The sequence below is a fragment of the Pilosibacter rotomagensis genome (genome assembly GCF_045062245.2).
GTDB lineage: Bacteria > Bacillota > Clostridia > Lachnospirales > Lachnospiraceae > Pilosibacter.
In genome coordinates this window covers 2,070,585-2,097,456 of the sequence record NZ_CM170323.1, presented here as the reverse complement: position 1 = coordinate 2,097,456, position 26,872 = coordinate 2,070,585, and the positions used below count along the sequence as shown (strand labels likewise).

The 26,872-nt window shown below is 50.9% G+C and carries 25 protein-coding genes; 24 read left to right on the top strand and 1 reads right to left on the bottom strand.

The features are described 5' to 3' along the window. Positions 1-64 precede the first annotated feature (64 nt). The 8 genes from spoIVA (at position 65) to ACI3EW_RS09335 (ending at position 9,329) form a co-directional block, all read left to right on the top strand. Positions 65-1,537 carry a stage IV sporulation protein A gene (gene spoIVA / locus ACI3EW_RS09370; RefSeq protein ID WP_405579015.1) on the top strand — a complete coding sequence of 491 codons (1,473 nt, stop codon included), beginning with the start codon at positions 65-67 and terminating at the stop codon, positions 1,535-1,537. A gap of 57 nt (positions 1,538-1,594) precedes the next feature. After that, positions 1,595-3,196: an MBL fold metallo-hydrolase RNA specificity domain-containing protein gene (locus ACI3EW_RS09365; protein ID WP_118529756.1), complete on the top strand. Its 1,602-nt coding sequence runs from the start codon at positions 1,595-1,597 to the stop codon at positions 3,194-3,196. Positions 3,197-3,264: 68 nt separating this feature from the next. Then, positions 3,265-3,744: a ribonuclease HI gene (rnhA, locus tag ACI3EW_RS09360; RefSeq protein WP_118297913.1), complete on the top strand. Its 480-nt coding sequence runs from the start codon at positions 3,265-3,267 to the stop codon at positions 3,742-3,744. Positions 3,745-3,973: 229 nt separating this feature from the next. After that, on the top strand, positions 3,974-4,771 hold the full coding sequence (locus ACI3EW_RS09355; protein ID WP_405579020.1) for a lysozyme inhibitor LprI family protein: 798 nt from the start codon (positions 3,974-3,976) through the stop codon (positions 4,769-4,771). Positions 4,772-4,952: 181 nt separating this feature from the next. Further along, positions 4,953-5,075, top strand: coding sequence for a hypothetical protein (locus ACI3EW_RS09350; protein WP_275950589.1), 123 nt, complete (start codon positions 4,953-4,955; stop codon positions 5,073-5,075). Positions 5,076-5,090: 15 nt separating this feature from the next. Further along, complete coding sequence (gene alaS / locus ACI3EW_RS09345) at positions 5,091-7,745, top strand: alanine--tRNA ligase (protein WP_405579024.1); 2,655 nt, start codon at positions 5,091-5,093, stop codon at positions 7,743-7,745. Positions 7,746-7,954: 209 nt separating this feature from the next. Then, positions 7,955-8,131, top strand: a complete 177-nt coding sequence (gene rpsU, locus ACI3EW_RS09340; protein ID WP_003504099.1) for a 30S ribosomal protein S21 — start codon at positions 7,955-7,957, stop codon at positions 8,129-8,131. A gap of 169 nt (positions 8,132-8,300) precedes the next feature. Then, entirely contained in the window at positions 8,301-9,329 is a 1,029-nt protein-coding gene (locus ACI3EW_RS09335; RefSeq protein WP_405579032.1) for a tripartite tricarboxylate transporter permease, read from the top strand. 67 nt (positions 9,330-9,396) lie between these two features. Here ACI3EW_RS09335 and ACI3EW_RS09330 read toward each other — a convergent pair whose 3' ends face one another. Beyond that, complete coding sequence (locus tag ACI3EW_RS09330; protein ID WP_118529759.1) at positions 9,397-10,314, bottom strand: LysR family transcriptional regulator; 918 nt, start codon at positions 10,312-10,314, stop codon at positions 9,397-9,399. Positions 10,315-10,470: 156 nt separating this feature from the next. Here ACI3EW_RS09330 and ACI3EW_RS09325 point away from each other — a divergent pair, with 156 nt between their 5' ends. From ACI3EW_RS09325 to ACI3EW_RS09250, 16 genes are all read left to right on the top strand, one after another. After that, positions 10,471-11,871 carry a YfcC family protein gene (locus ACI3EW_RS09325; RefSeq protein ID WP_118529760.1) on the top strand — a complete coding sequence of 467 codons (1,401 nt, stop codon included), beginning with the start codon at positions 10,471-10,473 and terminating at the stop codon, positions 11,869-11,871. Between the two features lie 13 nt (positions 11,872-11,884). Then, positions 11,885-13,069: a M20 family metallopeptidase gene (locus ACI3EW_RS09320; protein WP_118529761.1), complete on the top strand. Its 1,185-nt coding sequence runs from the start codon at positions 11,885-11,887 to the stop codon at positions 13,067-13,069. 123 nt (positions 13,070-13,192) lie between these two features. Then, positions 13,193-14,059 carry a YitT family protein gene (locus ACI3EW_RS09315; protein ID WP_405579037.1) on the top strand — a complete coding sequence of 289 codons (867 nt, stop codon included), beginning with the start codon at positions 13,193-13,195 and terminating at the stop codon, positions 14,057-14,059. Between the two features lie 63 nt (positions 14,060-14,122). Next, a complete protein-coding gene (locus ACI3EW_RS09310) occupies positions 14,123-14,395 on the top strand; it encodes a YabP/YqfC family sporulation protein (RefSeq protein WP_118529763.1) in 273 nt (90 codons plus the stop codon). Continuing rightward, positions 14,388-15,770, top strand: coding sequence for a sporulation protein YqfD (locus ACI3EW_RS09305; RefSeq protein WP_118529765.1), 1,383 nt, complete (start codon positions 14,388-14,390; stop codon positions 15,768-15,770). Before ACI3EW_RS09310 ends, ACI3EW_RS09305 begins: the two co-directional genes overlap by 8 nt. Further along, positions 15,757-16,779: a PhoH family protein gene (locus ACI3EW_RS09300; protein WP_021904349.1), complete on the top strand. Its 1,023-nt coding sequence runs from the start codon at positions 15,757-15,759 to the stop codon at positions 16,777-16,779. Before ACI3EW_RS09305 ends, ACI3EW_RS09300 begins: the two co-directional genes overlap by 14 nt. Continuing rightward, on the top strand, positions 16,776-17,273 hold the full coding sequence (gene ybeY / locus ACI3EW_RS09295) for an rRNA maturation RNase YbeY (protein ID WP_021904350.1): 498 nt from the start codon (positions 16,776-16,778) through the stop codon (positions 17,271-17,273). Before ACI3EW_RS09300 ends, ybeY begins: the two co-directional genes overlap by 4 nt. Further along, entirely contained in the window at positions 17,270-18,400 is a 1,131-nt protein-coding gene (locus tag ACI3EW_RS09290) for a DUF3048 domain-containing protein (RefSeq protein ID WP_118529767.1), read from the top strand. The genes ybeY and ACI3EW_RS09290 overlap by 4 nt, the downstream gene beginning before the upstream one ends. Next, on the top strand, positions 18,390-20,054 hold the full coding sequence (locus ACI3EW_RS09285) for a putative polysaccharide biosynthesis protein (protein WP_182426740.1): 1,665 nt from the start codon (positions 18,390-18,392) through the stop codon (positions 20,052-20,054). The genes ACI3EW_RS09290 and ACI3EW_RS09285 overlap by 11 nt, the downstream gene beginning before the upstream one ends. A 106-nt stretch (positions 20,055-20,160) precedes the next feature. Next, positions 20,161-20,568: a hypothetical protein gene (locus ACI3EW_RS09280; RefSeq protein WP_118529771.1), complete on the top strand. Its 408-nt coding sequence runs from the start codon at positions 20,161-20,163 to the stop codon at positions 20,566-20,568. A gap of 149 nt (positions 20,569-20,717) precedes the next feature. After that, positions 20,718-22,154: a BaiN/RdsA family NAD(P)/FAD-dependent oxidoreductase gene (locus ACI3EW_RS09275; protein WP_405579045.1), complete on the top strand. Its 1,437-nt coding sequence runs from the start codon at positions 20,718-20,720 to the stop codon at positions 22,152-22,154. Continuing rightward, positions 22,066-23,673 (top strand): NAD(P)/FAD-dependent oxidoreductase, encoded by a 1,608-nt coding sequence (locus ACI3EW_RS09270; protein ID WP_215703006.1) that lies wholly within the window; start codon positions 22,066-22,068, stop codon positions 23,671-23,673. The genes ACI3EW_RS09275 and ACI3EW_RS09270 overlap by 89 nt, the downstream gene beginning before the upstream one ends. Before the next feature lie 70 nt (positions 23,674-23,743). Beyond that, positions 23,744-24,589 (top strand): glutamate 5-kinase, encoded by an 846-nt coding sequence (proB, locus tag ACI3EW_RS09265; RefSeq protein WP_118297934.1) that lies wholly within the window; start codon positions 23,744-23,746, stop codon positions 24,587-24,589. A 150-nt stretch (positions 24,590-24,739) separates the two neighbouring features. Beyond that, positions 24,740-24,967: a DUF896 domain-containing protein gene (locus tag ACI3EW_RS09260; protein ID WP_405579049.1), complete on the top strand. Its 228-nt coding sequence runs from the start codon at positions 24,740-24,742 to the stop codon at positions 24,965-24,967. Next, positions 24,945-25,568 carry a 5-formyltetrahydrofolate cyclo-ligase gene (locus tag ACI3EW_RS09255; RefSeq protein ID WP_405579052.1) on the top strand — a complete coding sequence of 208 codons (624 nt, stop codon included), beginning with the start codon at positions 24,945-24,947 and terminating at the stop codon, positions 25,566-25,568. Before ACI3EW_RS09260 ends, ACI3EW_RS09255 begins: the two co-directional genes overlap by 23 nt. Beyond that, on the top strand, positions 25,562-26,803 hold the full coding sequence (locus tag ACI3EW_RS09250) for a glutamate-5-semialdehyde dehydrogenase (protein WP_118297937.1): 1,242 nt from the start codon (positions 25,562-25,564) through the stop codon (positions 26,801-26,803). The genes ACI3EW_RS09255 and ACI3EW_RS09250 overlap by 7 nt, the downstream gene beginning before the upstream one ends. Positions 26,804-26,872 lie beyond the last annotated feature (69 nt).

Sequence of the window (26,872 nt, the reverse complement as noted above, 5' to 3'; positions counted from 1 at the left end):
ATGAGTGAATAAAAACATCCCCCTCGCGCATACACTGAAACAGTATATGCGAGGGGGTATTTTTATGGATGATTTCCATGTATACAAGGATATCGAGGCGAGGACGGGCGGCGAGATCTATGTGGGCGTCGTGGGACCCGTGCGCACCGGGAAATCTACGTTTATCAAGCGGTTTATGGAACTTCTCGTTCTCCCGAACCTTCCGGACGGGCAGAAAAAGTCGCAGACCAGGGATGAACTCCCGCAGAGCGCCGCTGGGAAGACGATCATGACCACGGAGCCGAAGTTTATCCCGAAGGAGGCGGCGGAGCTGGAACTCGCGGAGGGGATCCGGGCGAAGGTGCGGCTCATCGACTGCGTGGGATTTATGGTGGAAGGCGCCGCAGGACACACGGAAAACGGGGAGGAACGGCTTGTGAAGACTCCCTGGTACGACTACGAGATCCCCTTTACCCAGGCGGCGGAGATCGGGACGAGAAAGGTGATCCGGGACCATTCCACCATCGGTATTGTCGTGGCCTGCGACGGGAGCTTCGGGGAGCTTACCAGGGAGGACTTCCGGGAAGCGGAAGAGCAGACAATCTCAGAGCTAAAGGAGATCGGAAAGCCGTTCCTGATCGTGCTCAATTCCACGAGACCGTATGCGGCGGATACGAAAGCGCTGGCGCTTAAGATGGAAAACCAGTACGGAGTTCCGGTCCGGGCGGCAAACTGTGAGCAGTTAAAGAAGGAGGACATTGAGGAGATCCTGGGGAGAGTCCTTCTGGAGTTCCCCGTGACGGAACTCGACCTCGAGATCCCGAAGTGGGCGGAGATCCTGCCGGATACCCATGCGATCAAGGCGGACATGATCGCGGAGGCGGAAAAGCTTTTAAAACGTTCTGTTCAGATGAAAGATGTGCCGAAGGAGACGGTCCCGGAAGAAGACCGGGCGGTGAAAAAGCTGATCGCGGATGAACTCAATCTTGCGAGCGGGCGCGTGACGATCCGGGTCGTCGTCGACGAGAATGCGTACTTTGAGGTCCTGAGCGACATCTCCGGACTGCCGGTGCGCGATGAATACAGCCTGTTTAAGATCCTAAAAGATTCAGCGGAGATGCAGGGCGAGTATGAGAAGGTGAAAAATGCCCTGGCGGAGGTCCGGCAGAAAGGATACGGCATCGTCCTGCCGGATAAGACGGAGATTTCCCTGGATGAGCCGGAGCTGATCCGCCACGGCAGCAAATACGGGGTGAAGATCCATGCCCAGGCTCCGTCCATCAATCTTATCAAAGCGCGGATCGAGACGGAGATCGCCCCGATCGTCGGAAACGAGCAGCAGGCGAAGGATCTGATCGCGTACATAAAGGACGGGGAAGCGACGGAGGACGGCGTCTGGGATACGAATATCTTTGGAAAATCTGTGGAACAGATCGTGGAGGACGGCATGCAGGCGAAGATCTCCCAGATGACAGAGGATTGCCAGATGAAACTCCAGGATACGCTACAGAAAATTATCAATGACAGTAATGGAGGAATGATTTGCATAATTATCTGAAATTTGCTATAATAGATGCAAATAATACAGCTGATTTGCAGCGCGAGGAGGGGTTCCATGAAACTGACATTTATCGGCGCGGATCATGAAGTGACTGGCAGCTGCCATTATCTCAATGCGGCTGGAAAAAACATCCTGATCGATTATGGTATGGAACAGGGCGGAAACGTCTATGAGAATGCGGATCTTCCAATCCCGTTCTCCGATGTGGATTACATCTTTATCACCCACGCCCATATCGACCACACGGGCCTTTTGCCGTTGATCTACGCGAAGGGCTTCAAGGGTCAGATCTTTGCGACTCAGGCGACCTGTGATCTCTGCAACATTATGTTAAAGGACAGTGCCCACATCCAGGAGATGGAGGCAGAGTGGAAGAACAGAAAGGCGAGACGTGCCGGAAATCCGGAAGTTCAGGCACTCTACACGGTCAATGACGCTGAGGGCGTCTTAAAGCACTTTGTCCCGTGCCACTACGGCGATATCCTGACGATTTGTGAAGGGATCGAGGTACGCTTTACTGATGTCGGCCATCTGCTCGGCTCCGCGTCCATCGAGATCTGGATCGACGAGGACGGCGTAAAGAAAAAGATCGTGTTCTCCGGCGATATCGGAAACAAGAATAAGCCGCTGATCAAGGACCCGCAGTATACGGATGAGGCGGATTATGTGGTGATGGAGTGCACTTACGGCGACCGCTCCCATGACAGGACCCATGAGCACATCGAGGAGTTCGCGAAGATCATCCAGAGAACTTTGGACCGCGGAGGAAATGTTGTGGTCCCGGCCTTTGCGGTGGGCAGGACTCAGGAGATCCTTTACTTTATCCGTAAGATCAAGGAAGAGGGACTCGTCACCGGACATGACGGATTCCCGGTCTATGTGGACAGCCCGCTGGCTGTCGAGGCGACCCATGTGTTCAATAAAAACATTTCCGAGTGCTTTGACGAGGAGGCAATGGATCTTGTGAACCGGGGTATCAATCCGATCGGATTCCCCGGACTGAAACTTTCCGTCAGCAGTGACGATTCCAAGGCTATAAACTTCAATTCAGAGCCGAAGGTCATTGTTTCCGCGGCAGGTATGTGTGATGCCGGACGAATCCGCCACCACTTAAAACATAACCTCTGGAGGCAGGAATGTACGATCGTATTCGCCGGATATCAGGCTATCGGAACGCTTGGGCGAAGCCTGATTGATGGTGCGGAGGTCGTAAAGCTCTTCGGTGAGACGATCGACGTGGAAGCGGAGATCGTGAGGTTAGACGGACTTTCCGGTCACGCGGACAGGGAGGGACTTCTCACCTGGATCAATGCATTCAAGAAGAAACCGGGCCGCGTGTTTATGGTACACGGCGATGACCTTGTGTGCACGAAGTTCGCGAATCTCCTGCGGTCAGACTACGACCTTGTGGCGGACGCCCCGTTCTCGGGATCGGAGTTCGATCTGGCAGCGGGTGTATGGCTTAAACAGACCGTCGGCGTTCCGATCCAGAAGGAGACTGCAAGACAGAAGGAGAACAAGTCGATCTTCGCTCTTCTCGTGGCTGCAGGAGAACGTCTGGTGCGGATCATCCAGAAGAACCGCGACTGTGCAAACAAGGATATCAAGAAGTTTACGGCGGAGGTCAATGCACTCTGCGAAAAATGGGATCTCTGACTGCGGCTTATGACTGAGTGAGCCCGGAATATCATGAAATAAGACATCCTGAGAGGAAACAATACGACATGAAAGTGACACTTTATACAGACGGAGCGGCCCGCGGAAACCCGGACGGGCCGGGCGGATACGGAGCAGTGCTCCAGTTTATCGATAAAAACGGGGTTCTCCACGAGAAGGAGCTGTCCGCGGGATATGTGCGGACCACCAATAACCGGATGGAGCTGATGGCCGCGATCGCGGGACTTGAGGCGTTAAACAGGTCTTGTGAGGTGGACCTCTATTCGGATTCGAAATATCTGGTGGATGCCTTCAACCAGAAATGGATCGATGGCTGGGTGAGAAACAACTGGGTCCGCCCGAAGACAGGACCGGTGAAGAACTCGGACCTCTGGAAACGGCTGCTTGCCGCGATGAACCCGCATAAAGTGACGTTCCACTGGGTCAAAGGCCACGACGGACATCCCGGAAACGAGCGCTGTGACCGGCTGGCCACCGGCGCCGCGGACGGAGGGAATCTGCTGGTGGATGAAGGAGTAGGAAACTAGGACTGTCAAATGCCTGGGTATTCCAGCATGAAAGTCCGCTGGTCTGCACGGTCGCTTGATGACACTTTTTACAAAAGTCTTACAATCTATTACTAATTTGCGTTTTTTGTTCACAAAGATCTTCCGATATGGTATCTTTTTAGTAGAATGACAGCAGCTGTAAAAGGGGCTGTAACTGTGAGAGTACCGAACAGTTACAAGAGACTGAAAAGAGCGGGAGAGAGCATATATGGGCAGACGCAGAATATGGTTGATCATTATCGGGATCTTGATAGCCGGGGTATCCATCACGTGGGCAATGGAACGGTTTGTTTCCTCACGGGGAGTGGATACCGCGGCTGTCGTTGGTTTTGAGGCGGATGCCCTGCCGCAGGGGCCTGTGGACGCGGGAAATCCCTATGCGGTAGAAAACAGGATGAAGGCGGCGGGAACGCCGGATCCACAGACTCCGGAAGATGCGGAAGTCAGTGCCCTTGCAATGGCAGAGAATGAGATGGCAGTGGAGGAGAGCGAAACAGGGGCAGCGGCGGAGAACGCAGCAAAAGATCTGCAGGCTTCTGAGGAGACCGTGAAATCCCCGCTGGAAACAGGCAGTGCCGTTTCGGAGGCACAGAAGAACGAGAAATCTGCGGCGGAATATACGCTCTCAGACTTTAAAGAACGTCTTGAGACGGCGCGGACCGAGGCGGAAAAATACCAGGATGATCCGTCGATGAGCCAGACTTCCCGGTATGCTGCGGCGGAGTATGTGCGGAATCTCTGGGACCGGGAGCTGAATATAATCTACGCAGAGATCCACAAAGCGATGGACGAGAATGCGGCGGAATCGCTCCGGCGCGAGGAGGTGGAGTGGATCAAAAAGAGGGATCTTGCGGCAGATAAGGCCAGCGCAAAAAGATCCGGTACACCTGCCCAGAGCGTCGAGTATGTCCGGACATCGGCTAATATGACAATGGACCGGTGCTATGAACTCTTAAAGAACTATGGGGACTATCTGGAACCCGGGGAAGATCCGGGGGAAAAGTAAAAAACATCTTGCCAACCGAACAAGAAACGATTATAGTATAAGTTATGAGAATCTGCGCCAAAGACCGGACCACCGGCTTTATGGGCAGATCCCGAAAAAATAATATTATAGAAACTGTACAAATGTGTCATTTTGAACACAGGCGTCTGAATTTTGGACAGCCGGAAAAGGAGGCGTTTTTATGTCCGCATTTTTCGCATCATTTGTTTCAACAGCCGTCAAAGCTGTGATTCTGGCCGCAGTTGCCCTGGCGGGAATCGTTCTGGGTAAGAAATTCAGAGATAAAAAAAGTACACAACAGTAACCAGGAGGCAGTACCATGCAGAAATATGGTGTAAACGAACTGAGGAGAATGTTCCTTAAATTCTTCGAGAGCAAGGGACATCTTGCGATGAAGAGTTTCTCCCTCGTTCCGCACAACGATAACAGCTTACTTTTGATCAACTCCGGTATGGCACCGTTAAAGCCGTACTTCACAGGACAGGAGATCCCACCGAGACGCAGAGTCACCACATGTCAGAAATGTATCCGTACCGGCGATATCGAGAATATCGGTAAGACAGCCCGCCACGGCACATTCTTTGAGATGCTGGGCAACTTCTCCTTCGGCGATTACTTCAAGACAGAAGCGATCCACTGGGCATGGGAGTTCCTGACAGAGTGCGTGGGAATCCCGGCTGACCGTCTCTACCCGTCTGTTTATCTTGATGACGATGAGGCCTTCCGTATCTGGAATGAGGAGATCGGTATCCCGAAAGAGCGGATCTATCGTTTCGGCAAGGAAGACAACTTCTGGGAACATGGCGCAGGTCCGTGCGGTCCGTGTTCTGAGATCTACTATGACCGCGGAGAGAAGTATGGAACAGGTCCGGAGGACGTTATGGGCGGCGAAGGAGACCGTTTCATGGAAGTATGGAATGTTGTATTCTCCCAGTTCAACAATGACGGACACGGAAATTACACCGATCTGATCCAGAAGAACATCGATACTGGTATGGGACTTGAGAGACTGGCTGTTGTCTGCCAGGATGTTGCATCCCTTTTCGACGTAGATACAAACCGCGCTCTGATGGACGAGGTGGGCACTCTGGCTCACTGTAGATACGAGGAGGACGACAAGAAAGACGTTTCCCTCCGTATCATCGCTGACCACGTAAAGAGCTGCACATTTATGGCATCTGACGGGATCATGCCGTCCAACGAGGGCAGAGGCTATGTATTCCGCAGACTTTTAAGAAGAGCTGCACGTCACGGACGTATCCTCGGGATCGAAGGAAACTTCATGACAAAGCTCGCCCAGGTTGTGATCGACCTCTCTAAGGACGGTTATCCGGAACTGGAAGAGAAGAAAGATATGATCCTCCGCGTCATCGACCAGGAGGAGGAGCGCTTCGCAAACACGATCGACAAAGGACTTGAGATCCTTGCTGACCTTGAAAAAGACATGGAAGCAAAGGGAACAAAAGTCCTTGCAGGTGAGGATGCGTTCAAACTTTACGATACTTACGGATTCCCAATCGATCTGACAAAGGAGATCCTTGACGATAAGGGACTCACTGTCGATGAGGAAGGTTTCCACAAGGCAATGCAGGTTCAGAGAGAGACTGCGAGAAGCGCCAGAAAGACTACAAACTACATGGGACGCGACGATATCTACCAGAAACTCGACGCATCCTTAACATCCGCTTTTGTCGGATATGATAAGCTCGAAGCTGAGTCCAGACTGACAGCTCTTGTAAGACTTGCTTCCGATGAAGAGGGCGAGGATGAGATCACAGACGCAGTGACAGACGGCGAGAAGGCATGTGTCATCACATCCGAGACTCCGTTCTACGGAACCATGGGTGGTCAGGTCGGCGACCGCGGCGTGATCGAGAGCGCAAACGGCAAGTTCGAGGTAGAAGATACGATCCACCTTCAGGGCGGAAAGATCGGACACATCGGACACATGGTAAGCGGTATGTTCCAGACAGGCGAGGCGGTAACTCTGAAGGTAGATGAGGAGAACCGTGCCCTGATCGGAAGAAACCACAGTGCGACCCACATCCTCCATAAGGCTCTGAGAACCGTTCTCGGAACTCATGTTGAGCAGGCTGGCTCCCTTGTGACAAGAGACAGACTTCGTTTCGACTTCACTCATTTCTCCGCGATGACTCCGGCTGAGATCAAGGAAGTAGAAGCGATCGTAAATAAAGAAATCCGTGCGGCACTTCCGGTGGTTACAGACGTTATGGGTCTGGAGGACGCGAAGAAGACAGGCGCGATGGCGCTCTTCGGCGAGAAGTACGGCGATAAGGTCCGTGTCGTAAGAATGGGAGACTTCTCCACAGAGCTCTGCGGCGGAACCCATGTAAAGAATACTTCTGAGATCAGCTGTTTCAAGATCCTCTCTGAGGCTGGCGTTGCAGCAGGTGTGAGACGTATCGAGGCACTGACCTCCGACGGTCTGATCCATCATTATGAGAATGTGGAGCAGGAGCTTCATGCGGCAGCGGCTGCAGCAAAATCCACTCCGGCAGACTTACAGACAAAGATCGAGTCCATGATGGAGGAGATCAAGGCGCTTCACTCTGAGAATGAGAAGTTAAAGAGCAAACTTGCCAAAGAGGCAATGGGCGATGTTATGGATCAGGTTCAGGATGTGAAGGGTGTAAAAGTTCTCGCAGTCCGCGCAGACGGCGTTGATATGAATGGTCTGAGAAACTTGGGCGACCAGTTAAAGGAGAAGATTGGCGAGGGCGTTGTTGTGATCGCATCTGTTCTCGACGGCAAGGTAAACCTGATGGCTGCTGTGACCGATGAGGCCCAGAAGAAGGGCGCTCATGCAGGAAACCTCATCAAGGCGATCGCAGGCCTTGTAGGCGGCGGCGGCGGTGGACGTCCGAACATGGCGCAGGCCGGCGGAAAGAAACCGGAGGGCGTTGCGGACGCACTCGCAAAGGTTGCGGAAGTCGTTTCTGAGCAGGTAAAATAAGTTAAGAATTAAGGCTGTTTCAAGCCTTTTTGATGCCGGGCTGTGCAAGGTTGCCCGGCATCAAAAATAAATTTGAAAAAAATGCATTTTTCTAGTAAAAATAGGTTGACGAATGTGTAATTTATGATATAATCATACCAGTGCTAAAAAATACCCAAACAGTTGTATTATGCACAATTACACAACTGGAGGGAGGTTAGGTGTGAGCTATGTCAAACGTAATCGTTAAAGATAACGAAAGCCTGGACAGCGCTTTACGCAGATTCAAAAGAAACTGCGCAAAGGCAGGTATTCAGCAGGAGATTCGTAAAAGAGAGCATTATGAGAAGCCGAGCGTAAGACGTAAAAAGAAGTCTGAAGCGGCAAGAAAGCGCAAGTACAACTAATAAGCGTACAGGGGCTGTTCCTTTGGGGACGGCTCCTTTTTCTTTTTTATACGCAGGCTCTTGCCGAAGTCCCAAAATAAAGGGATGTGGTGATGAAAACGAAACGGATCAGGGGTTAAAAATTGGTTGCGGGATAAACGAGGACGTATTATACTATGGGAAACTTGCGGTGTTCGGCCTCTGTATCATCGCGAGTATCTCCGGCGGGAACATGGCAAAGGGCCTGATCTGCGGATTCTTAGGAATCTTAACAGCTACTGTCGGTATCGACAGCGTAACAAGCTATATTCGTTTCATAGACAACGCAAACCTTCTCTCCGGTATCCAGTACATTCCGGTTATGATCGGTCTCTTCGCGATGAGCCAGGCTTTCGAGACCATCGAGGATATCTACAGCACCGATGAGATCGATGCGAGCGTAACAAGACTTCTTCCGACAAAGGAAGATGTGAAGACGATCCTTCGCGTTGCTCCGGTTACGGGCCTCATCGGAACCATGATCGGTATCATCCCTGGTGCCGGTGCTGATATCGGATCCTTCGTTGGATACAACACAGCCCGCGGAATGTCAAAACATCCGGAACTGTTCGGTAAAGGAAGCCCGGAGGCCGTTGCTGCTTCCGAGGGCGGAAACAACGGTGTTACCGGCGGTGCAATGATCCCGATGCTGACACTCGGTGTTCCTGGTGATGCCGTAGCAGCGATCATGATCGGAGCGCTGACGATCCAGGGTCTTACCCCGGGACCGATGCTCTTCAAGACAAACAAGGTTCTTGTATACACGATCTTCCTTGGAATGTTCGTTGCCAACACGATCATGGTACTCCTTGGATTCTCCTGCATCCGCCTTTTCACAAAGGTACTTAGCGTTCCGAAGACGATCCTTACACCGGTCATTTTCATCCTCTGCGTCCTAGGAAGCTACGCAATGAGAAGTAACTTCTACGATGTAGGAACGATGTTGATTGCAGGCGTGATCGGCTGGCTCATGGGTAAAGTAAAGATTCCGACAAGCCCGGCGATCCTCGGTCTGATCTTAGGGCCGATGGCTGAGAAGAACTTCCGTACCGCACTGTTAAAGTCCAGTGGTAACCCGGTCGTATTCTTCAACACCCCGATCTGTTGGTTCTTCCTGGCCCTGATCGCGTTCACACTGTTTGGCGCGATCCGCGGACAGTTAAAGAAGAAAACAAACTAAAAACTGTGGATTTTTAAGCCGCGTCTGCTTTCTGGTTCTAAGCTGGAAAACAGATGCGGCTTTTTGATTATTGTATAATTGTTTTCAGAAAACGTGCGAGTTCGTGAATATATGGTGGAATAAAATCACATTGCCGAAACACGAGGGAGATGGGGGCTGAGATCGGCGGATCTCCGATCAGGTAATAATTGAGATCCGGGGAGATATCATGAGATAGGTACCTTCGCATTGTAAAACTGCAGCCCATGTGGTGCTGGGTCATTTGGTGAGCAGTTTCCAGGCCGCCTTCTGACAGAAGGTTAGAAGGCGTTAAGTTCCAGCGGCGAAATGCTTTTTGTTCCAGATAATAGATAGTCTCAGAGGGGAGCTGCGTGATGAATGGGATATCTTGAAAATCAGAGAGCTCAACATACTGATAAGGAGAAATTTCGCATTTGTAAACTGGAAAACGCCAATTTGTATTCTTAGGAACGACAAGGAGAAGATAATCTTTCGTTACAGTTAAATATTGAAAAATATCTTTATTCAGATGAGGAGAAACTTTACTCATAAAAACGATATCCAACTGATCATTTTCCAGCTTTTTTGTGAGATCCTCAAGAACACTCTTAGAAAAACGCAGAGAAACGCCAGGGTACATTTTCGAAAAATGGTCCATGATCGGCGGGATCAGGAAAGGAGCCTGGATCCAGGGAAGACCGATGCGTAAAGTACAGTTTTCAGAGTGGAGGAGAGAATCCAGTTGAATATGGAAATACTCCTCAAGATCTAAGATCTTTTTTGCCGTGCTTAAATAGAGTTCCCCGGCTTTTGTGGGCACCATGCGCCGGCCATTTCTAGTAAATAAAGGTGCTTCCAGTTCTACTTCAAGATTTGACAGAAAGATACTGAGAGCAGGCTGGGTCATGGACAATTTTTTTGCCGCAGCAGAGAGTGAGCCGGATTCTGCAATCGTTGTAACATAGACCAGTTCTTTTGAATACATATCAGATTCCCCCTTTAATTGCTTTTAGTATAGCATATAAAAAACACATGTGACGAATAAAATATAAAGAAAATTTATAGATGTACACAAAGTATAAAAATGTGAAATTCATGTGATTTATGATAATTATATCACAAATGCATAGGAGGAACGCATATGAAGAACGAACAAAAGAAACGGGAACTTCCAAATACGATCGTAATCATATTACTGATCATTTTAGCAGCCTGTATTATGACCTGGATCATACCGGCTGGAGAGTATGTGAGGGTAAAAAACGAGGCGGGAACTTCTGTAATTGATCCGAATCAGTTTTCTTTTGTGGCGCGTACGCCGGTGAATCCCCTGACGATACCGAACCACATTGCCAAAGGTTTTAAGGATGGTGTGGCTCTGTTTCTGTGTATTGTATTTTCTGGCGGAGCATTTCGCTTTGTGAATGTCAGTGGGGCGCTGCAGTCGGCAATTGCAAAGGTCGTAAAGAAATATTCCAATACGATCTGGGTCCTGATTCCGTTACTTACCAGTATTTTCACATTGATTTGCACAGTGAAGGGAGTAAACACATTTATACCGTTTGCCCCAATTCTTGTGGTGATCGCCCAGGCGATGGGACTTGATGCAATCGTCGGTGTCGGAATCATTCTTCTCGGCGGCGCAGTAGGCTTCAGTACCGGACCATTAAATGGATCAACAACAACCGTGGCGCAGGAACTGGCAGGACTTCCATTGTACTCAGGAATCGGCTACCGGATGGTATGCCTTGTGGTATTTGCGGTTGTGACGAATATCTACCTTGTTCGGTATGCGATGAAGATCAAGAAAAATCCGGAATTGAGCCCAATGTACGGATATACTGCAGGCACTCAGAAATCTGAAGAAAAGTCCCTAGATGATTTTGGACCTATGACAAAGACAAAAAGCCTTATTTTGATTATTATGGCGGCCTGCCTGTTAGTTATGGTCGGTGGTTCCCTAACTTTTGGATGGGGAATGATGGATATGGCGGCTATTTATATCTGGATGGCAGTGCTCATGGCGATCACACTCAGAATGTCTCCGAATCAGGCAGTAAACGAGTTTATTGCGGGAATGAAGACAATGCTCATGGCGGCCAGTATTGTGTGTGTTGCGAAAGCTGTCTCCTCGATTCTCACAGCGGGAACGATCATTGATACGATTATTTACGGACTGAGCTTTATTCTGAAAGCAGTTCCGACGATCCTTCAGGGACCGGCGATGTACATGATCAATATCGTTATAAATATTTTTATTACATCTGGAAGCGGACAGGCCGCAGTAGTAATTCCGATCGTTGCACCGCTCGCGGATATGATCGGAATTACAAGACAGACTGCTGTACTGGCATTCAACTTCGGGGATGGTTTCTGCAACTATATTCTTCCGACATCATCAGCACTGATGGGAATTTTAAGTATGGGAAATGTACCATATGATCGGTGGATGAAATTTATGTGGAAATTATTCCTGATCTGGATGGTGGTGGGATCTGTTCTGATGATCATTGCACAGATGATCCATTTTGGACCGATGTAAGAGAGGGAAAAGAATGAAGGAACAATTATTTGCATATCTGGATACACGAAGCCAGGAAATGAATGAGATGGCAGATGCGATCTTTACGCATCCAGAGACGGCTCACAATGAATATTTTGCCAGCAGTTTGCTGTGTGATTTCCTGACAAAAGAGGGATTTCAGGTGGAGCGGGGGCTCGGACGGCAGGAAACAGCATTTCGGGCGGAACAGACGCTTGGAAATGGCAATGGGCCGTCGATTGGACTTCTGTGCGAGTATGATGCGCTAGAGGGACTGGGACATGCCTGCGGACATCATATGCAGGGCCCAGGAATCTGCGGAACAGCCGTGGCTCTGAAAAAAATTCTGGATAATAAGTGCAATGGAAAAATCATTGTATATGGAACACCAGCGGAAGAGAGCGGCGGAGGAAAGATCATCTTACTGGAGGACGGTTATCTGAAGGATATCGATGTGGCTTTAATGCTCCATGGTTCTCCGACAACATGTGTGGATGTCAAATCGATGGCAGCGGCATCCGTGACAGTGACATTCCACGGAAAATCAGCACATGCTGCTTTGAAACCGGAGGCAGGAAGAAGCGCGTTTGATGCATTGCTTTTATCATTCAATGGATTGGAATTCCTCCGGGAACATGTTCGGGAAGATTCGAGAATCCATTATACCATGCAGGAACTTCCGGGACCGGCCAATATTGTTCCGGCGAAGGCTGTAGGAGCGTTCAGTGTCCGCTCTTACAATTCTGTATATCTTCATGATGAACTCCTGCCTCGCTTCTGTGACGTGATGAGGGGAGCTGCAATCATGACGGGGACGAGTTATGAGATAAAGACGGAACGAATCCTTGAGGGAAAAGTTCCGGCATACAGTCTGAATGAGATCGTGATGGAAAATGCAAGGCTGGTTGGTGCCCCGCGGATAAGAGCCCCCAGGGAAAAAACAGGATCTTCAGATTTTGGAAATGTTATGTATGAAGTCCCGGGCTGTTGTATCCGAATAGCGTTTGTGCCGGAGGGAACTTCGTCCCACTCGCAGATGTTTCTTGACATGGGATTGACGGAAGAGGCACATCAGGCAATCTTATATGCTGCCAAAATCCTGGCCGGAACGGCGTGGGATCTTTTGAGTGACAATGAGCACATGGAAACGGTGAAAAATGAATTTCGTGAAAATAAAGCACGGTTAAAAAACATGTAACCTACAGAACCTGCCACTGGCAGCATCTTTCGGATGCATGGCAACATAAAAAGACACGGACTGGCAGTTTGTTGGTCCGTGTCTTTTTATGACAGCAGCAATGTGGAGGAATAGGAGACAAAAATGGAAAAGAATATGAGCGTTACGATTGCAGGAGACGTGCTGTGCGATATTGTAAGTGGTTTTCTGCAGGGAATCGGGGTTCACTGCTATATCGACGGAATCGACGCAGCGCCTGGAGGAGCGACAGGTTTGTCGATCCTGCTGAATCGAATAACCGGTCTGCCAATCGGAATGTTGACGATCTGGATCAATCTTCCACTGATGGTGGCATCCTGGATTCTGCTAGGACGATCAAGAACAGTAAAAACAGTCAAGACAGTTTTGATCTGCAATGCGATCATAGATCTGGCAGTGACACCATATTTGCCGGTATATACAGGGAACCGGTTTATGGCATGCATTATTGGAGGTGTCTTGGTTGGGATAGGGATGGCAATCGTTTTTATGAGTGGATCTACAACGGGAGGAAGTGACATAGGAGCAAAGCTGATACAAAAATATTTTCCTCATATCCAGACAGGGACGGCGCTGATGGTACTTGATCTTATTATTATCGGGACATCGATTCTAATGTTCAGAAATATAGAGTCGGGGTTATATGGGATGATCTCCACGGTGGTTACAAGCTATGTGATCGATATGACGTTATACGGCTTGAACCGGAGTACGATGATGACGGTCGTCACTCCATTTTCTGATAAAATCGCAGATGTACTCATGGAATATCTGGATCGTGGCTGCACTTTGTTGGAATGTAGGGGAGCATATTCAAAGAAGGCGAGCGGCGTTACCCTGTGTGTTGTGGACAGAAAACAGATGTATAAAGCGAAAAAACTGATCTATCAGATCGATCCGAAAGCGTTCTTGATCGTCAGTGAGGCACGGGAAGTATATGGGGAAGGTTTTCTGGCATCTGATCAGGAATGACTATGCATACATGAAGTGCGGCAGTCATAAAATTTAACAAGGCATGATACGGCGGAGCATAGCATGAGAGGGCAGAAAAAGGATGATTTTCCCCGGATGGACTCCGCCGGGGTGTTTGCAGACGCGGTGGGCGGGGAGACGCTTTTGACATTCATCGGGACGCGGGCGGTACATATTGAAAATTACAGGAGTATTCTTGTATACACGGATACGGAGATCCGGATCCAGTGCAGGCATTATATTCTCTTTGTTTCGGGAAAGAAGTTAAAGATCTGCTATTATGATAAGGATGAGATGAAAATATCCGGCCGCCTGGAGGTGATCCGGTTTGAATAGATTAAAAGATATGCGGGAGGGAAGCGTGAAAGTCCGGATCGAGGGGAGAGGGATGGAGCGCTTTTTTAATATTGCGGCCCAGAGAGGGATCACGATTACAGAGATAGAGACAAAGGAAACAAAGAAAGCGCGAAAAGCAGGTTCGGTCGGGAAAAAAGAAGACAGAGTAGAGAAAATCCATGCGGCAGAATACAGCCATCGACAGTATACACAAAAAGATGAGTGTATTGAGAGAAATGAATATGAAAAAGATAATGCGGAAATGGAAAAAACGGTATATTTTTGGACGTCTCCGCGCAACTTCAAACGCTTGAAGCCGATCGCCCGGAAAACGGATGTCCGTCTTCGAATCACAGAAAAACATGGTTTTCCATTCTGGCTTCTCCTGGGACGCCGCAGAATTCTCTGGGTCGGCGGACTGGCAGCGTTCTTTCTTTTGCTCTATAGTTCGTCCTTCCATGTGTGGGACATCTCCTTTGAAGGAAATCACCGCTTTACAGATGAGACCTTGCTGCACTTTATGGCCACAGTCCCGGTGCAGTGCGGGATGAGAAAGAGCCGGATCTCCTGCACAGAACTGGAAAAAAGGATCCGGAACGCGTTCCCGGAGATCAGCTGGGTGTCCGCGGAGCTGACCGGCACGAGACTCACGATTCATTTGCGGGAGAACGACGGGATCTTAAAGGCGGAGACGGAACCGGAAACGCCCTGTGAGCTCACAGCTGGGACAGACGGCACCGTGACAAGGATCATCGTCCGGAACGGAAAAGCCAGAGTGAAGGTCGGAGACACGGTGAAAGCCGGGGATGTTCTGGTATCGGGGGAACTCCCGCTCTACGATGACTCGGAGACACTTGTGAAGACAAATAAGGTCCATGCGGACGCTGAAGTTTACGCCAGGACTGTCAAAACAGTCACATGGAAGATCCCGGATACGGAAGAGATCCGTGCAAGGACAGGAAAGAGGCGCCGAGGTATCTTTTTTAAACTTCTGGACCTGGAATTCTGCTTTCTGATGCCGGATCTCAAAAAAGAAAGCACATGGGAACTGTTTATGGAAGAATTCCAGCTGAAGCTTTCGAAAAATTTTTATCTCCCAGTCTACGGCGGGATCCTCACCGCAGAGGAATATGTTCCCTACGAAAAAGTCCTCACGGAAGCAGAGATCTCGGAGTCTGTGGACCGATATTTGAACGAATATTTACAAAATTTTACCGAAAAAGGTATACAAATCCTTGGTAGTGATGTTAGAATAGAGAGAAGTGAATCGCACTGGACGATTCATGGAACACTGACGGTGGTGGAGGACATCGCGAAGGAATCCCCCATCCCGGAAGATCAGGAGGAGATTCAGACAGTAGATGAGCATCATTGAGACAATCATAGACATTCCTGCAGAACATGAACGGAAAGTCTGCGGACAGTTTGACAGTTATCTGAAGAAAATCGAGCGGACGCTTCACGTATCCATGGTGGCGCGGGATGGGGAGATCAAGGTCATTGGACCGGATCATGCCGTAAAACGTGCCAAGAGCGTGTTTTCGACGCTTCTGGAGCTTTCGAAGCGGGGCGAAGAGATCGGGGAACAGAACGTGGATTACGCTCTGGCTCTTTCCTTTGAAGATAAGGACACGGAAATGCTTTCCTTGGACCGCGATATCATCTGTCACACCATAAATGGAAAACCGGTAAAACCGAAGACACTGGGACAGAAGCAGTATATCGATCTGATCCGGAAAAAAATGATCGTGTTCGGCGTGGGGCCTGCGGGAACCGGAAAAACGTATCTTGGCATGTCCATGGCGATTCAGGCATTTAAAAATGGGGAAGTGGGCAGGATCATTCTGACGCGTCCGGCCATCGAGGCGGGAGAGAAGCTTGGCTTCCTTCCGGGAGATCTTCAGAGCAAGATCGATCCGTACCTGCGTCCGCTTTACGATGCCCTGTACCAGATCATGGGCGCGGACAGCTATCTTCACAACTCGGAGAAAGGCCTGATCGAGGTGGCACCGCTCGCCTACATGCGTGGGCGTACCCTGGACAACGCCTTTATTATCCTTGATGAGGCTCAGAATACGACCCAGGCCCAGATGAAGATGTTCCTTACAAGGATCGGTTTCGGTTCCAAGGTTATTATCACCGGCGACCAGTCCCAGAAAGACCTGCCTGCGGGTCAGGTATCTGGTCTCGACGTGGCACTCAAGGTGTTAAAGAATATTGACGATATCGGGATCTGCCGGTTCTCCAATGAGGATGTGGTGAGACATCCGCTTGTTCAGAAGATCGTGAAAGCATATGATGAATATGAAGGCCGCGAGAAGCCGGATAGAATATCCCGCGCGGAACATGGAAAGAGCGGCCGGGAAGGACGGGAACAGAGATGACAGTGACAGTGGAGTACGAAGCAGAAGAAAAGCTGGATCTTCCCTATGAGGAGATCATCAAAAATGTGATCGAGGAGTCCCTGGATTATGTGGAGTGCCCGTATGACGCGGAGGTAAATGTTCTCCTGACGGATAATGCCGGGATCCACCAGATCAACCTTGATATGCGCGGGATCGACAACCCGACAGACGTTTTGTCGTTCCCGATGTGTGATTTTGAGACACCGGGCGACTTTTCCCATCTGGAAGAGACGCCGGAGGAATACTTCGACCCGGATACAGGGGAATTACTTATGGGGGATATTGTAATTTCCGTGGATAAGGTGAAAGAGCAGGCTGAGAAGTATGGCCACTCTCAGACGAGAGAACTGGCATTCTTAGTAGCGCACAGCATGCTTCATTTATCCGGCTACGACCATATGGAGGATGAGGAGCGGATCCAGATGGAGGACATGCAGAGAGAAATTCTGGAACGGAGAGGTTACAGGAGATGAGAAAACGGGGCAGAGCATTTATTATTGGTATTGGAATCATGATGGCAGCGGCAGCGCTCTCCGGATGCGGGAAGAAAGCGGAGGAAACAGCCGTGACGACGGAGGTGGAGACAGAGACGCCAGAGGAGACAAAAACGATCGTCCTCGAGACAGAGCCGACGACGGAGGCGGAGACGGAACCGGAAGGTCCGGAGGAACGCAAAGAAGTCGACGGAAAGATCCAGAGTTACCTGACCGGTGAGATGGTGGATGTGGCGAAAGCTAACAGACGCCCTGTTGCGGTCATGATGAGCAATGATAAAGCATCTCTGCCCCAGTACGGCATCAACCGGGCGGATGTTGTCTACGAGGCGCCGGTGGAGGGCGATATGAACCGCTACATGGCGATCTTCGAGGACTATGATGATATCGAGCGGATCGGTTCCGTCAGAAGCTGCCGTACCTACTATACATATTTCGCGAGAGAGTACGATGCGATCTATGCCCACTACGGACAGAGCACCTTCGCAGTTCCGTATCTGAAAAATGTGGACAACATCAACGGTGTCGATGGCACAGGCGGAAATGCGTTCTACCGCACAAAGGACAAGAAGGCACCGCATAACGCCTACACAAGCGGCGCGAAATTAAACAAGACCATCGGTCAGCTGGGCTACCGCACTTCCTACAGCGATACCTACAGCGGACACTTCCAGTTCTCAAAAAACGCTTATGTCCCGGCAGAATCAGACGCAAAGGACGCGTATAAGTTCTATCCGTCCTATGCGATGAACAATCCGTGGTTTGAGTACAATGAGGGAGACGGAAAATATTACCGGTTCCAGTACGGCGGAAAGCACAACGGAGACGGCGGCCAGATCGCTGTCAGGAACGTGATCTTCCAGTACGTGGAGTGGGGACATTACGCCAGCACCGATTATCTCAACATCAACGTCCACAAAGGCGGAGCGGGTTATGTCTTTACAGGCGGAAAGTGCGTTCCGGTCTCCTGGAAAAAGGATGGGGACTTCGGACCGACCCGCTACTATGACTCTGAAGGAAAGGAAGTTATGCTTAACAAAGGAAAGACCTGGATCTGCATTGTAGGAGCAGACAGGTTCGATAAAGCTGAAATTTATGGAAAGTAACAGACAGAAAAAGAAGAAGGAATCCAATTTCGTCGTCCAGGGAAGTATCCTGGCGGTGGCGTCCATCGTGGTGAGGATCATCGGTATCGCGTACCGCATCCCGATGATCAACATCATCGGCGATGAGGGAATGGGGTATTATGGAACTGCGTTTAATGTATACAATATTGCGCTGCTCCTGTCCTCCTACAGCCTGCCGCTCGCCGTGTCGAAGATGGTTTCCGCGAGACTTGCAGGAAAACAATACCGGAACGCCGCGAGGATCCTGCGCGCGGCACTCTGCTATGCAACGATCGTTGGTGCATTTGCGGCCGCAGTGATCTGGTTCGGCGCTGATTTCTTTGCGAGAGACGTATTCTTTATGCCTTATGCGGCATTTGCATTAAAGACATTAGCCCCGACGGTCTGGATCATGGCGTATCTCGGTGTGTTCCGCGGATATTTCCAGGGACAGGGAACCATGGTGCCAACGGCCTTTTCCCAGGTCTTTGAACAGATCGTAAATGCCATCATCAGCGTGGCTGCAGGAAGCTTTCTCTTTAACGAGGCGTTAAAGACAGAAGTATTAAAGAACCAGACAGGAACCGGCTATTCCAACGCTTGGGGAGCTGCCGGAGGAACGATCGGTACAGGTGCGGGCGCCTTCACGGCGCTGATCTTTCTGCTTTTCCTCTTTGCGATCAGCAGAAACGTCCGCAGACGTCAGATCCGCAGGGATCAGACGGAATTTGCGGAGAGCTATAAGGAGATCACGAGAGTCCTGTTCTTCACGGTCGTTCCGGTTATCCTGAGTTCCGCGATCTACAACTTAAACAGCGTGCTGGATAACGGGATCCTCGCATACAACTTTAAGACTCTCGGACAGGGAGATGAATTTGCCTCCATCTGGGGAGTGTATACAGGAAAATACCATCTGCTGATCAATGTGCCGATGGCGATTTCCAATGCCCTTTCGTCCTCCCTGATCCCGTCCGTATCCAGGGCAGTGGCGATGGGAGACAAAAAGCTTGTGAGAGAGCGCGTGGCATCTGCGATCCGTTTCTCCTGCTTTGTGGCGATCCCGTCCACTGTGGGACTTACGGTACTTGCGGGACCGGTGAATAACCTGCTGTTCTCTGGAGATAATACCCTGGCGATCCGGATGACGATCTACGGTTCTCTTGCGGTCGTATTTTACTCCGTCTCTACGGTGACGAACGCGATCCTTCAGGGAATCGACAAAATGCGTCTTCCGATCTTTCACGCGGTGATCTCCCTTGTCCTCCATCTGATCGCACTTGAGATCATGGCGCTGGGATTCCATATGGGAATCTACAGCATGGTATTTGCGAATATCCTGTTCGCGGTGTTCATGTGCCTGATGAATGCGAGATCCATCCGGAATCTTCTCGGTTACCGGCAGGAGATGAAAAAGACCGTTGTGATCCCGGTGATCGCTTCTGCAGTGATGGGACTCTTCGCGTTTGGCTCCTATCAGCTTGTGCATCTCGCGGTAAAGAGCAATGCGCTTTCTACGATGTTTGCGATGATGGTTGCAGTGATCGTTTACGGTGTGCTCCTGATCAAGCTTGGCGCCCTGTCTGCGGCGGAACTTAAGACCATGCCGGGCGGAACGAAACTTCTCAGGGTGTTCAGAAAGCTTCATTTAATGTAAAACTTTTATTTAACGGGAAGTTCCATCGGAATTTCCTGTTAAATAAAAATATATGTTTAAAAAAGAAAAAGAAAGCAGATACTTTCATAAAAGGAGGAATATTCCTATGAAAAAGTATGTATCCTGCTTTCTTTTCTTTTTCTTTCTGACATCCGCCAGCCTGATCACGCTGTTCCTTATGACTGCGGGGGAGGAAGCCCGGGGAACAGAGGAGGTACAGATGCAGCAGTCTGTGGAAGAGCCGGTCTTCGCGAAGGAGACGGAGGAGATCCATGTGGTCTTAAACCAGGAACAGGTGGAACATGAGACGATGGCGGAGGAGGAAGAACGATATTTTCTTGTTGCCGAGGAAGGATATCTGATCGTATACGATAAGGGAAAGGAGACCACGGATCTCTTTACCCACATGCCGCTCGCAGAATTTCCGGAGGAAGAACAGGAACGGCTGATGACCGGGATCTGGTTTCCGACAATGGCAGAAATATTCAGTTATCTGGAATCTTACAGCAGTTGATACTTGAAATTTTGCGTTCAGGTCGATATACTAATATAAATTGTAACCGTTCGGCGGGATGATCCCCGGATGATCTGTGATCGGGTTCCATGCGCGGATCATCGCACAGATGAACGGTTGCCGTAAATCAGGTACAGGGGAGAGATAGAATGGCGGAAAGTTTCGGAGGACGGAAAGGGATCATCATCGGCGGCGGTGCATCAGGACTTATGGCCGCGATCACTGCGGCAAAACAGGGTGCGGATGTGACGGTCCTGGAGCACACGGCCCGACCGGGAAAAAAGATCCTGTCAACGGGAAACGGCAAGTGCAACCTGACAAACCTCTATATGGATCCTTCCTGCTACAGGAGTGATCAGAGCGGATTTGAAACAGCCGCCATCCGGAATTTTCCACCGTCCGCCGCGACAGCGTTCTTCCGGGAACTTGGTGTCCTGACGATGGACCGCGGCGGCTATATATATCCGATGTCCGGTCAGGCGCAGACGGTCCTCGATGCACTGCTCCGGGGAGCGGACCGTGCGGGAGTCCGGATCATTACGGAATGTGAAGTCCGGAACGCGAAAAGACAGAAAGACCGTTTTTCGGTCGAGACAGACCGTGGGATCTATACAGGTGATTTCCTGATCTTGGCGTGCGGTTCCATGGCGGCGAAAGGAACAGGATCCGACGGAAGCGGCTATGAGCTCGCGAGACAGTTTGGACACCGGATCATCAAGCCGCTCCCGGCGCTTGTCCAGCTGAAATGCGAAGGAAATCTCCTCCCGAAAGCCTCCGGAGTCCGGACGGACTGCCTTGTGGAGATCCGGACCGGGGACGGAAAGACAGCGGCAAAAGACCGGGGAGAACTCCAGATCACGGACTACGGGATCTCGGGCATCCCGGTATTCCAGGTGAGCAGGTATGCGGCGAAGCTTTTGGATCGGAAGCAGAAGGTGTCTGCAGTCCTGAACTTTCTGCCGGATCTGGATGAAGAAGAAGTCCAGGATCTTTTGAAGGAGCAGAGATCCTGCCTTTCGGGGGAAACTGCCGAGACATTTTTAAACGGTATTTTTAATAAGAAACTCGCGTCGGTGCTCTTAAAAGCGGCAAAGATCCGGCCCGAAAGACAGGCGGGACTCTTGACGAAAGAGGAGCTGAACAGTCTGGTTTCTGTGATTCGGGAGTTTGTGATCCCGGTGAAGGAGACAAATCCTTTTGAACAGGCCCAGATCTGTGCAGGCGGTGTCGATACAACAGAGATAGAAGCGGAAACTATGCAGTCAAAACGCGTTCCCGGACTTTACATGGTCGGGGAGCTTCTGGATGTCGATGGGATCTGCGGCGGATACAACCTGCAGTGGGCATGGTCATCCGGATATGCAGCCGGATCTCATGCAGCCGCAGGGGTCGTCCAAGGATACAGAAAAACTGTCCGGGGACAGGAAAAACAGGTGAAATTCTCCGGATCGGAAGGGAACAGAGCCCGGGGAAGACAGGAAAGGAAAAAACATACATATGATCCGGATCAATCAGCTCACACTTCCCGTGGATCACGCGGAAGAGGCGATAAAGAAAAAGGCGGCAAAGCTCTTAAAAATCGATGAATCGGCGATCGGGGAGATCCAGATCGTCCACCGCTCCATCGACGCGAGAAAGAAGCCGAATCTGCTGTTCAGTTATATTGTGGATGTGACACTTGCAGGCGGAAAAAAAGAGGCAGCAGTCATCAAAAAGGCGGCAAACCAGAATGTCCGGGCAGAAGACTCGAAACTATATGCGTACCCGGAACATGGAACGCAGGAGATGAGAAAGCGCCCGGTGATCATCGGGGCAGGTCCTGCCGGGATGTTCGCAGCGCTGGCACTCGCCGAAAACGGCTATGCCCCGATCCTTTTTGAACAGGGAGATGCCGTTGAGGAGAGAACGAAAAAAGTAGAGGATTTCTGGAAAAACGGGGATCCGGCGCTCGATATCCGCTCGAACGTCCAGTTTGGTGAGGGCGGAGCCGGAACATTCTCAGACGGAAAGCTAAATACACTTGTAAAAGATACTTCGGGAAGGAACGGAAAAGTCCTCTCCACCTTTGTGGAGATGGGGGCGGATCCGTCGATCCTTTATGACCATGCACCTCACATCGGGACCGACGTGCTGAGAGAAGTGGTCAGAAATTTGAGAAACAGGATCATCGCCGGAGGCGGAGAGGTCCATTTCCGCTCGGAAGTCACGGAGATCCTGGAGGAAAACGGCAGAGTTTCCGGAGTAAAGCTCGCAGATGGGACCGTGATCGGGACGGAGCAGGTGATCCTCTCTGTGGGACACAGTGCCAGAGATCTTTTTGAGAAACTTGACAGGATGAAGGTCTTTATGGAGCCGAAGCCGTTTGCGGTGGGACTCAGGATCCAGCATCCGCAGGCGCAGATCAACCGGAACCAGTATGGGCTGGAGGATGCCGGAAAACTCGGCGCCGCGCCGTATAAAGTGACCGCGAAGACAACCAGCGGCCGCGGCGTCTACTCGTTCTGCATGTGTCCGGGAGGAATGGTGGTGAACGCCTCCTCGGAAAAAGGACGTCTGGCAGTCAACGGAATGAGCAATTTTAAACGGGACAGCGGCATCGCAAACAGTGCCCTGATCGTGGCGGTCACTCCGGCGGATTTCCCGACAGCCGGTCCTTTGGGCGGAATCGCATTCCAGAGAACCCTGGAAGAGCGTGCATTCGCGCTCGGCGGAGGAAAGATCCCCGTCCAGCTCTACGGCGATTTCGCCGCAAACCGACCGACGGTGGCCCTGGGAGATGTGAAACCTGTGTTCTGCGGGGGATATTCCTTCGCAAACCTGCGGGAACTGATGCCAGAGGCCTTAAACGGAGCGTTTCTTGAAGGGATGGAGCAGTTCGGAAGACGGATCAGAGGATTCGACCGGGCGGACGCTGTCCTTGCAGGAATCGAGAGCCGTACGTCATCACCGCTCAGGATCTGCCGCGATGAGAGCCTTCAGAGCAGTTTAAAGGGGCTTTATCCATGCGGCGAGGGAGCCGGGTACGCCGGAGGGATCACATCGGCGGCCATGGACGGCCTGAAGGTTGCGGAAGAGATCATCAAGCGGTATGCAGCGGTAGGTTAAACTGTAAAAGTGGCAGTGCGCCGGAGAAAAAGGCGGTACTGCCTGATTCCGTTGGAAAGGGGACTTTCATATGACAGAGAGAGAATTATTAAAAGATAAAAAGAGGATCGTGATCAAAATCGGATCTTCCTCATTGACACATGCGGAGACTGGAGACCTGAACCTTGCAAAGATCGAGAAACTGGTCCGCGTCATCAGCGATATGAGAGGAATGGGAAAAGAAGTGATCCTTGTCTCCTCCGGTGCGATCGCGACGGGGCGCCAGACGCTCGGCGGAAAGAAGCCGGAGACGGTTGCCGAGAAACAGGCTTACGCGGCGGTCGGTCAGGCACGCCTCATGATGGTATATCAGAAACTCTTTTCCGAGTACAACCAGACGGCGGCACAGATCCTGATCACAAAGGCGACGATCCTGGACGATACTTCCCGCGCAAACGCGAAAAATACGTTCAATGAACTTCTAAAACTCGGAACGGTGCCGATCGTAAACGAGAACGATACCGTATCTACATATGAGATCAAATTCGGTGATAATGACCGCCTTTCCGCCATCGTTGCGGCTCTTGTCGAGGGAGATTTGTTATTCCTTCTCTCCGACATCGACGGGCTCTACACGGATGACCCGAAGAAAAATCCGGATGCAAAGTTTATCAGCCAGGTGGATGACCTGACTGATGAGTTTATGGCGATGGGAAAAGGGACCACAGGAAGCGACGTCGGAACCGGAGGAATGGCGACAAAACTCCACGCGGCAAAGATCGCGACAGAGAGCGGTGCCGACATGGTGATCGCGAACGCAGACGATGTGGAAGTCATGTGGCGCATCTTAAAGGGTGAGGAGATCGGAACACTCTTTAAAGCAAATAAGAGCAGCGAATTTGCGCTGCTGGATTATATCCAGAGTATTCACGCGTAAAAAAGGTATCCCGGCATATTCGGGTGCCTTGCGCAGTCGCTTGCGTCGATCATCATCTTCGCGTGAGTGTGCATCAGATGGCAGGAACCTGCATTCCGGAAGCGGGGAAACCGCAGATCCCGGAAACAAACAGAGAGGACAGAAAATTACATGAAACAGGAACAGATCGACAGAATCAATGAACTTTACCATAAATCCCAGTCCGTAGGACTTACGGATGAGGAGAAAGAGGAGCAGGCGGCGCTCAGAAAGCAGTATGTCGCTGACATCAAGGCAAGTCTCAGAGGCCATCTGAACAACATTTCGATCGTTGAGAAGGACGACTCCGTGACAGACCTCGGAAAGAAATACGGAAATGTGGGAAACACAGAAAGCTGAGCTCAGAAAAGACATACGGAGCCGTCTGAAAGCGATGCCGGAAGAAGAAAAGAGGATCCTTGACAGGGAGATCGCGGAACACGTCCTGGGTCTTCCGGAGATTGCAGAAACGAAAGCCGTGTATGGATATGCGTCCCTGAGCTGGGAGGCGGGAACCGGGGAGATTCTGGAGGAACTCCGGGCACAAAAATACATCATCTGTCTTCCGAAAGTTACCGGGGAGACGATGGAGTTTTTTGTGACGGAGTCGGAGCAGGATCTCTCGGAAGGTTCATTTCATATCATGGAACCAAAGAACGGATGCCGAAAAGCGGATGAGACCAGATCAGAAATCCTCCGGACGGCGCCGATCCTGGTCCCGGGAATGGGATTTGTGGAAACCGGTGCCCGTCTGGGAAAAGGCGGCGGATTCTATGACCGGTATCTGGAACAGCATGCCGGTCATATGACGATCGCGCTGGCCTATGAGTTCCAGATCCTCGGGGAGATCCCGGTGGGACCGTATGATAAGAATGTAGATTTGATCGTGACAGAAAAGCGTGTGATCCGGTGCAAAGACCGGGATGCCGGAACACGGATCAGGGAGGAACAGCCATGTTAACAGAAATCGGACAGAAAGCAAAGGAAACTTCCTATGTTCTCGGAAAAATGGGGACAAATTTAAAGAATGCAGGACTTCTGGCAGCTGCTCAGGAGATCCTGGATGAGGAGAACGAGATCTTAAAGGCAAATGCGGCGGACGTTGCGAGAGCGAAGGAGAGAGGAATGGCTCCGGGACTTGTGGACCGCCTGGAACTGAACCATAAACGCATCGAAGGCATCGTGGAAGGCATGCGCCAGGTTGTCGGACTGGACGATCCGGTGGGTGAGGTCATCTCCATGAAAAAACGCCCGAACGGACTGCTGATCGGACAGAAACGCGTCCCGTTAGGCGTCATCGGGATCATCTATGAGGCGAGACCGAATGTGACGGCGGATGCGTTCGCTCTCTGCTTTAAAGCAGGAAATGCTGTGATCCTCCGCGGCGGGAGCGATGCACTGGAATCCAACAAGGCGATCGTCGCAGCGATCCGGAATGGACTGAAGAAGGAAAATATCCCGGAGGATGCGATCGCCCTGATCGAAGATACGAGCCATGAGACGGCGCGCGAGTTCATGCGGATGAACGGATATCTCGATGTCCTGATCCCGCGAGGCGGGGCCGGACTGATCCGCACGGTCGTGGAGAACAGCACAGTGCCGGTGATCGAGACCGGAACCGGAAACTGCCATATCTATGTGGATGAGAGTGCAGATCTCGATATGGCGCTCGACATCATCTTCAACGCGAAGACCCAGAGGATCGGCGTCTGCAATGCCTGCGAATCCACACTGGTGCACCGGAAGATCGCAAAGGAATTCCTGCCGCTCATGAAAAAGCGTCTGGATGAGAAGAACGTGGAGATCCGCGCAGATGAGGACGCCTGCTCGATCGTACCGGAATTTACGGCAGCGACGGAGGAAGACTGGGGGAAAGAGTACCTGGACTATATCCTTTCCTGCAAGATCGTGGATTCCGTGGACGAGGCGATCGCCCACATCAACCACTACAATACCGGTCACTCCGAGGCGATCATCACGAAGGATTACGAGAATGCCCAGAAATTCCTGAATGAGGTGGATGCGGCAGCTGTCTACGTCAATGCGTCCACAAGATTCACCGACGGCTTCGAATTCGGATTCGGAGCTGAGATCGGGATCAGTACCCAGAAACTCCACGCGAGAGGTCCGATGGGACTTCCTGCGCTGACGTCCACGAAGTACATCATCTATGGAGACGGGCAGATCCGGAAGTAAGGTGAAACAACAAGGTTGCATTTTCGGAGAATCTTGGTTATAATCATTCAGGATTGAATTTAGAAATTT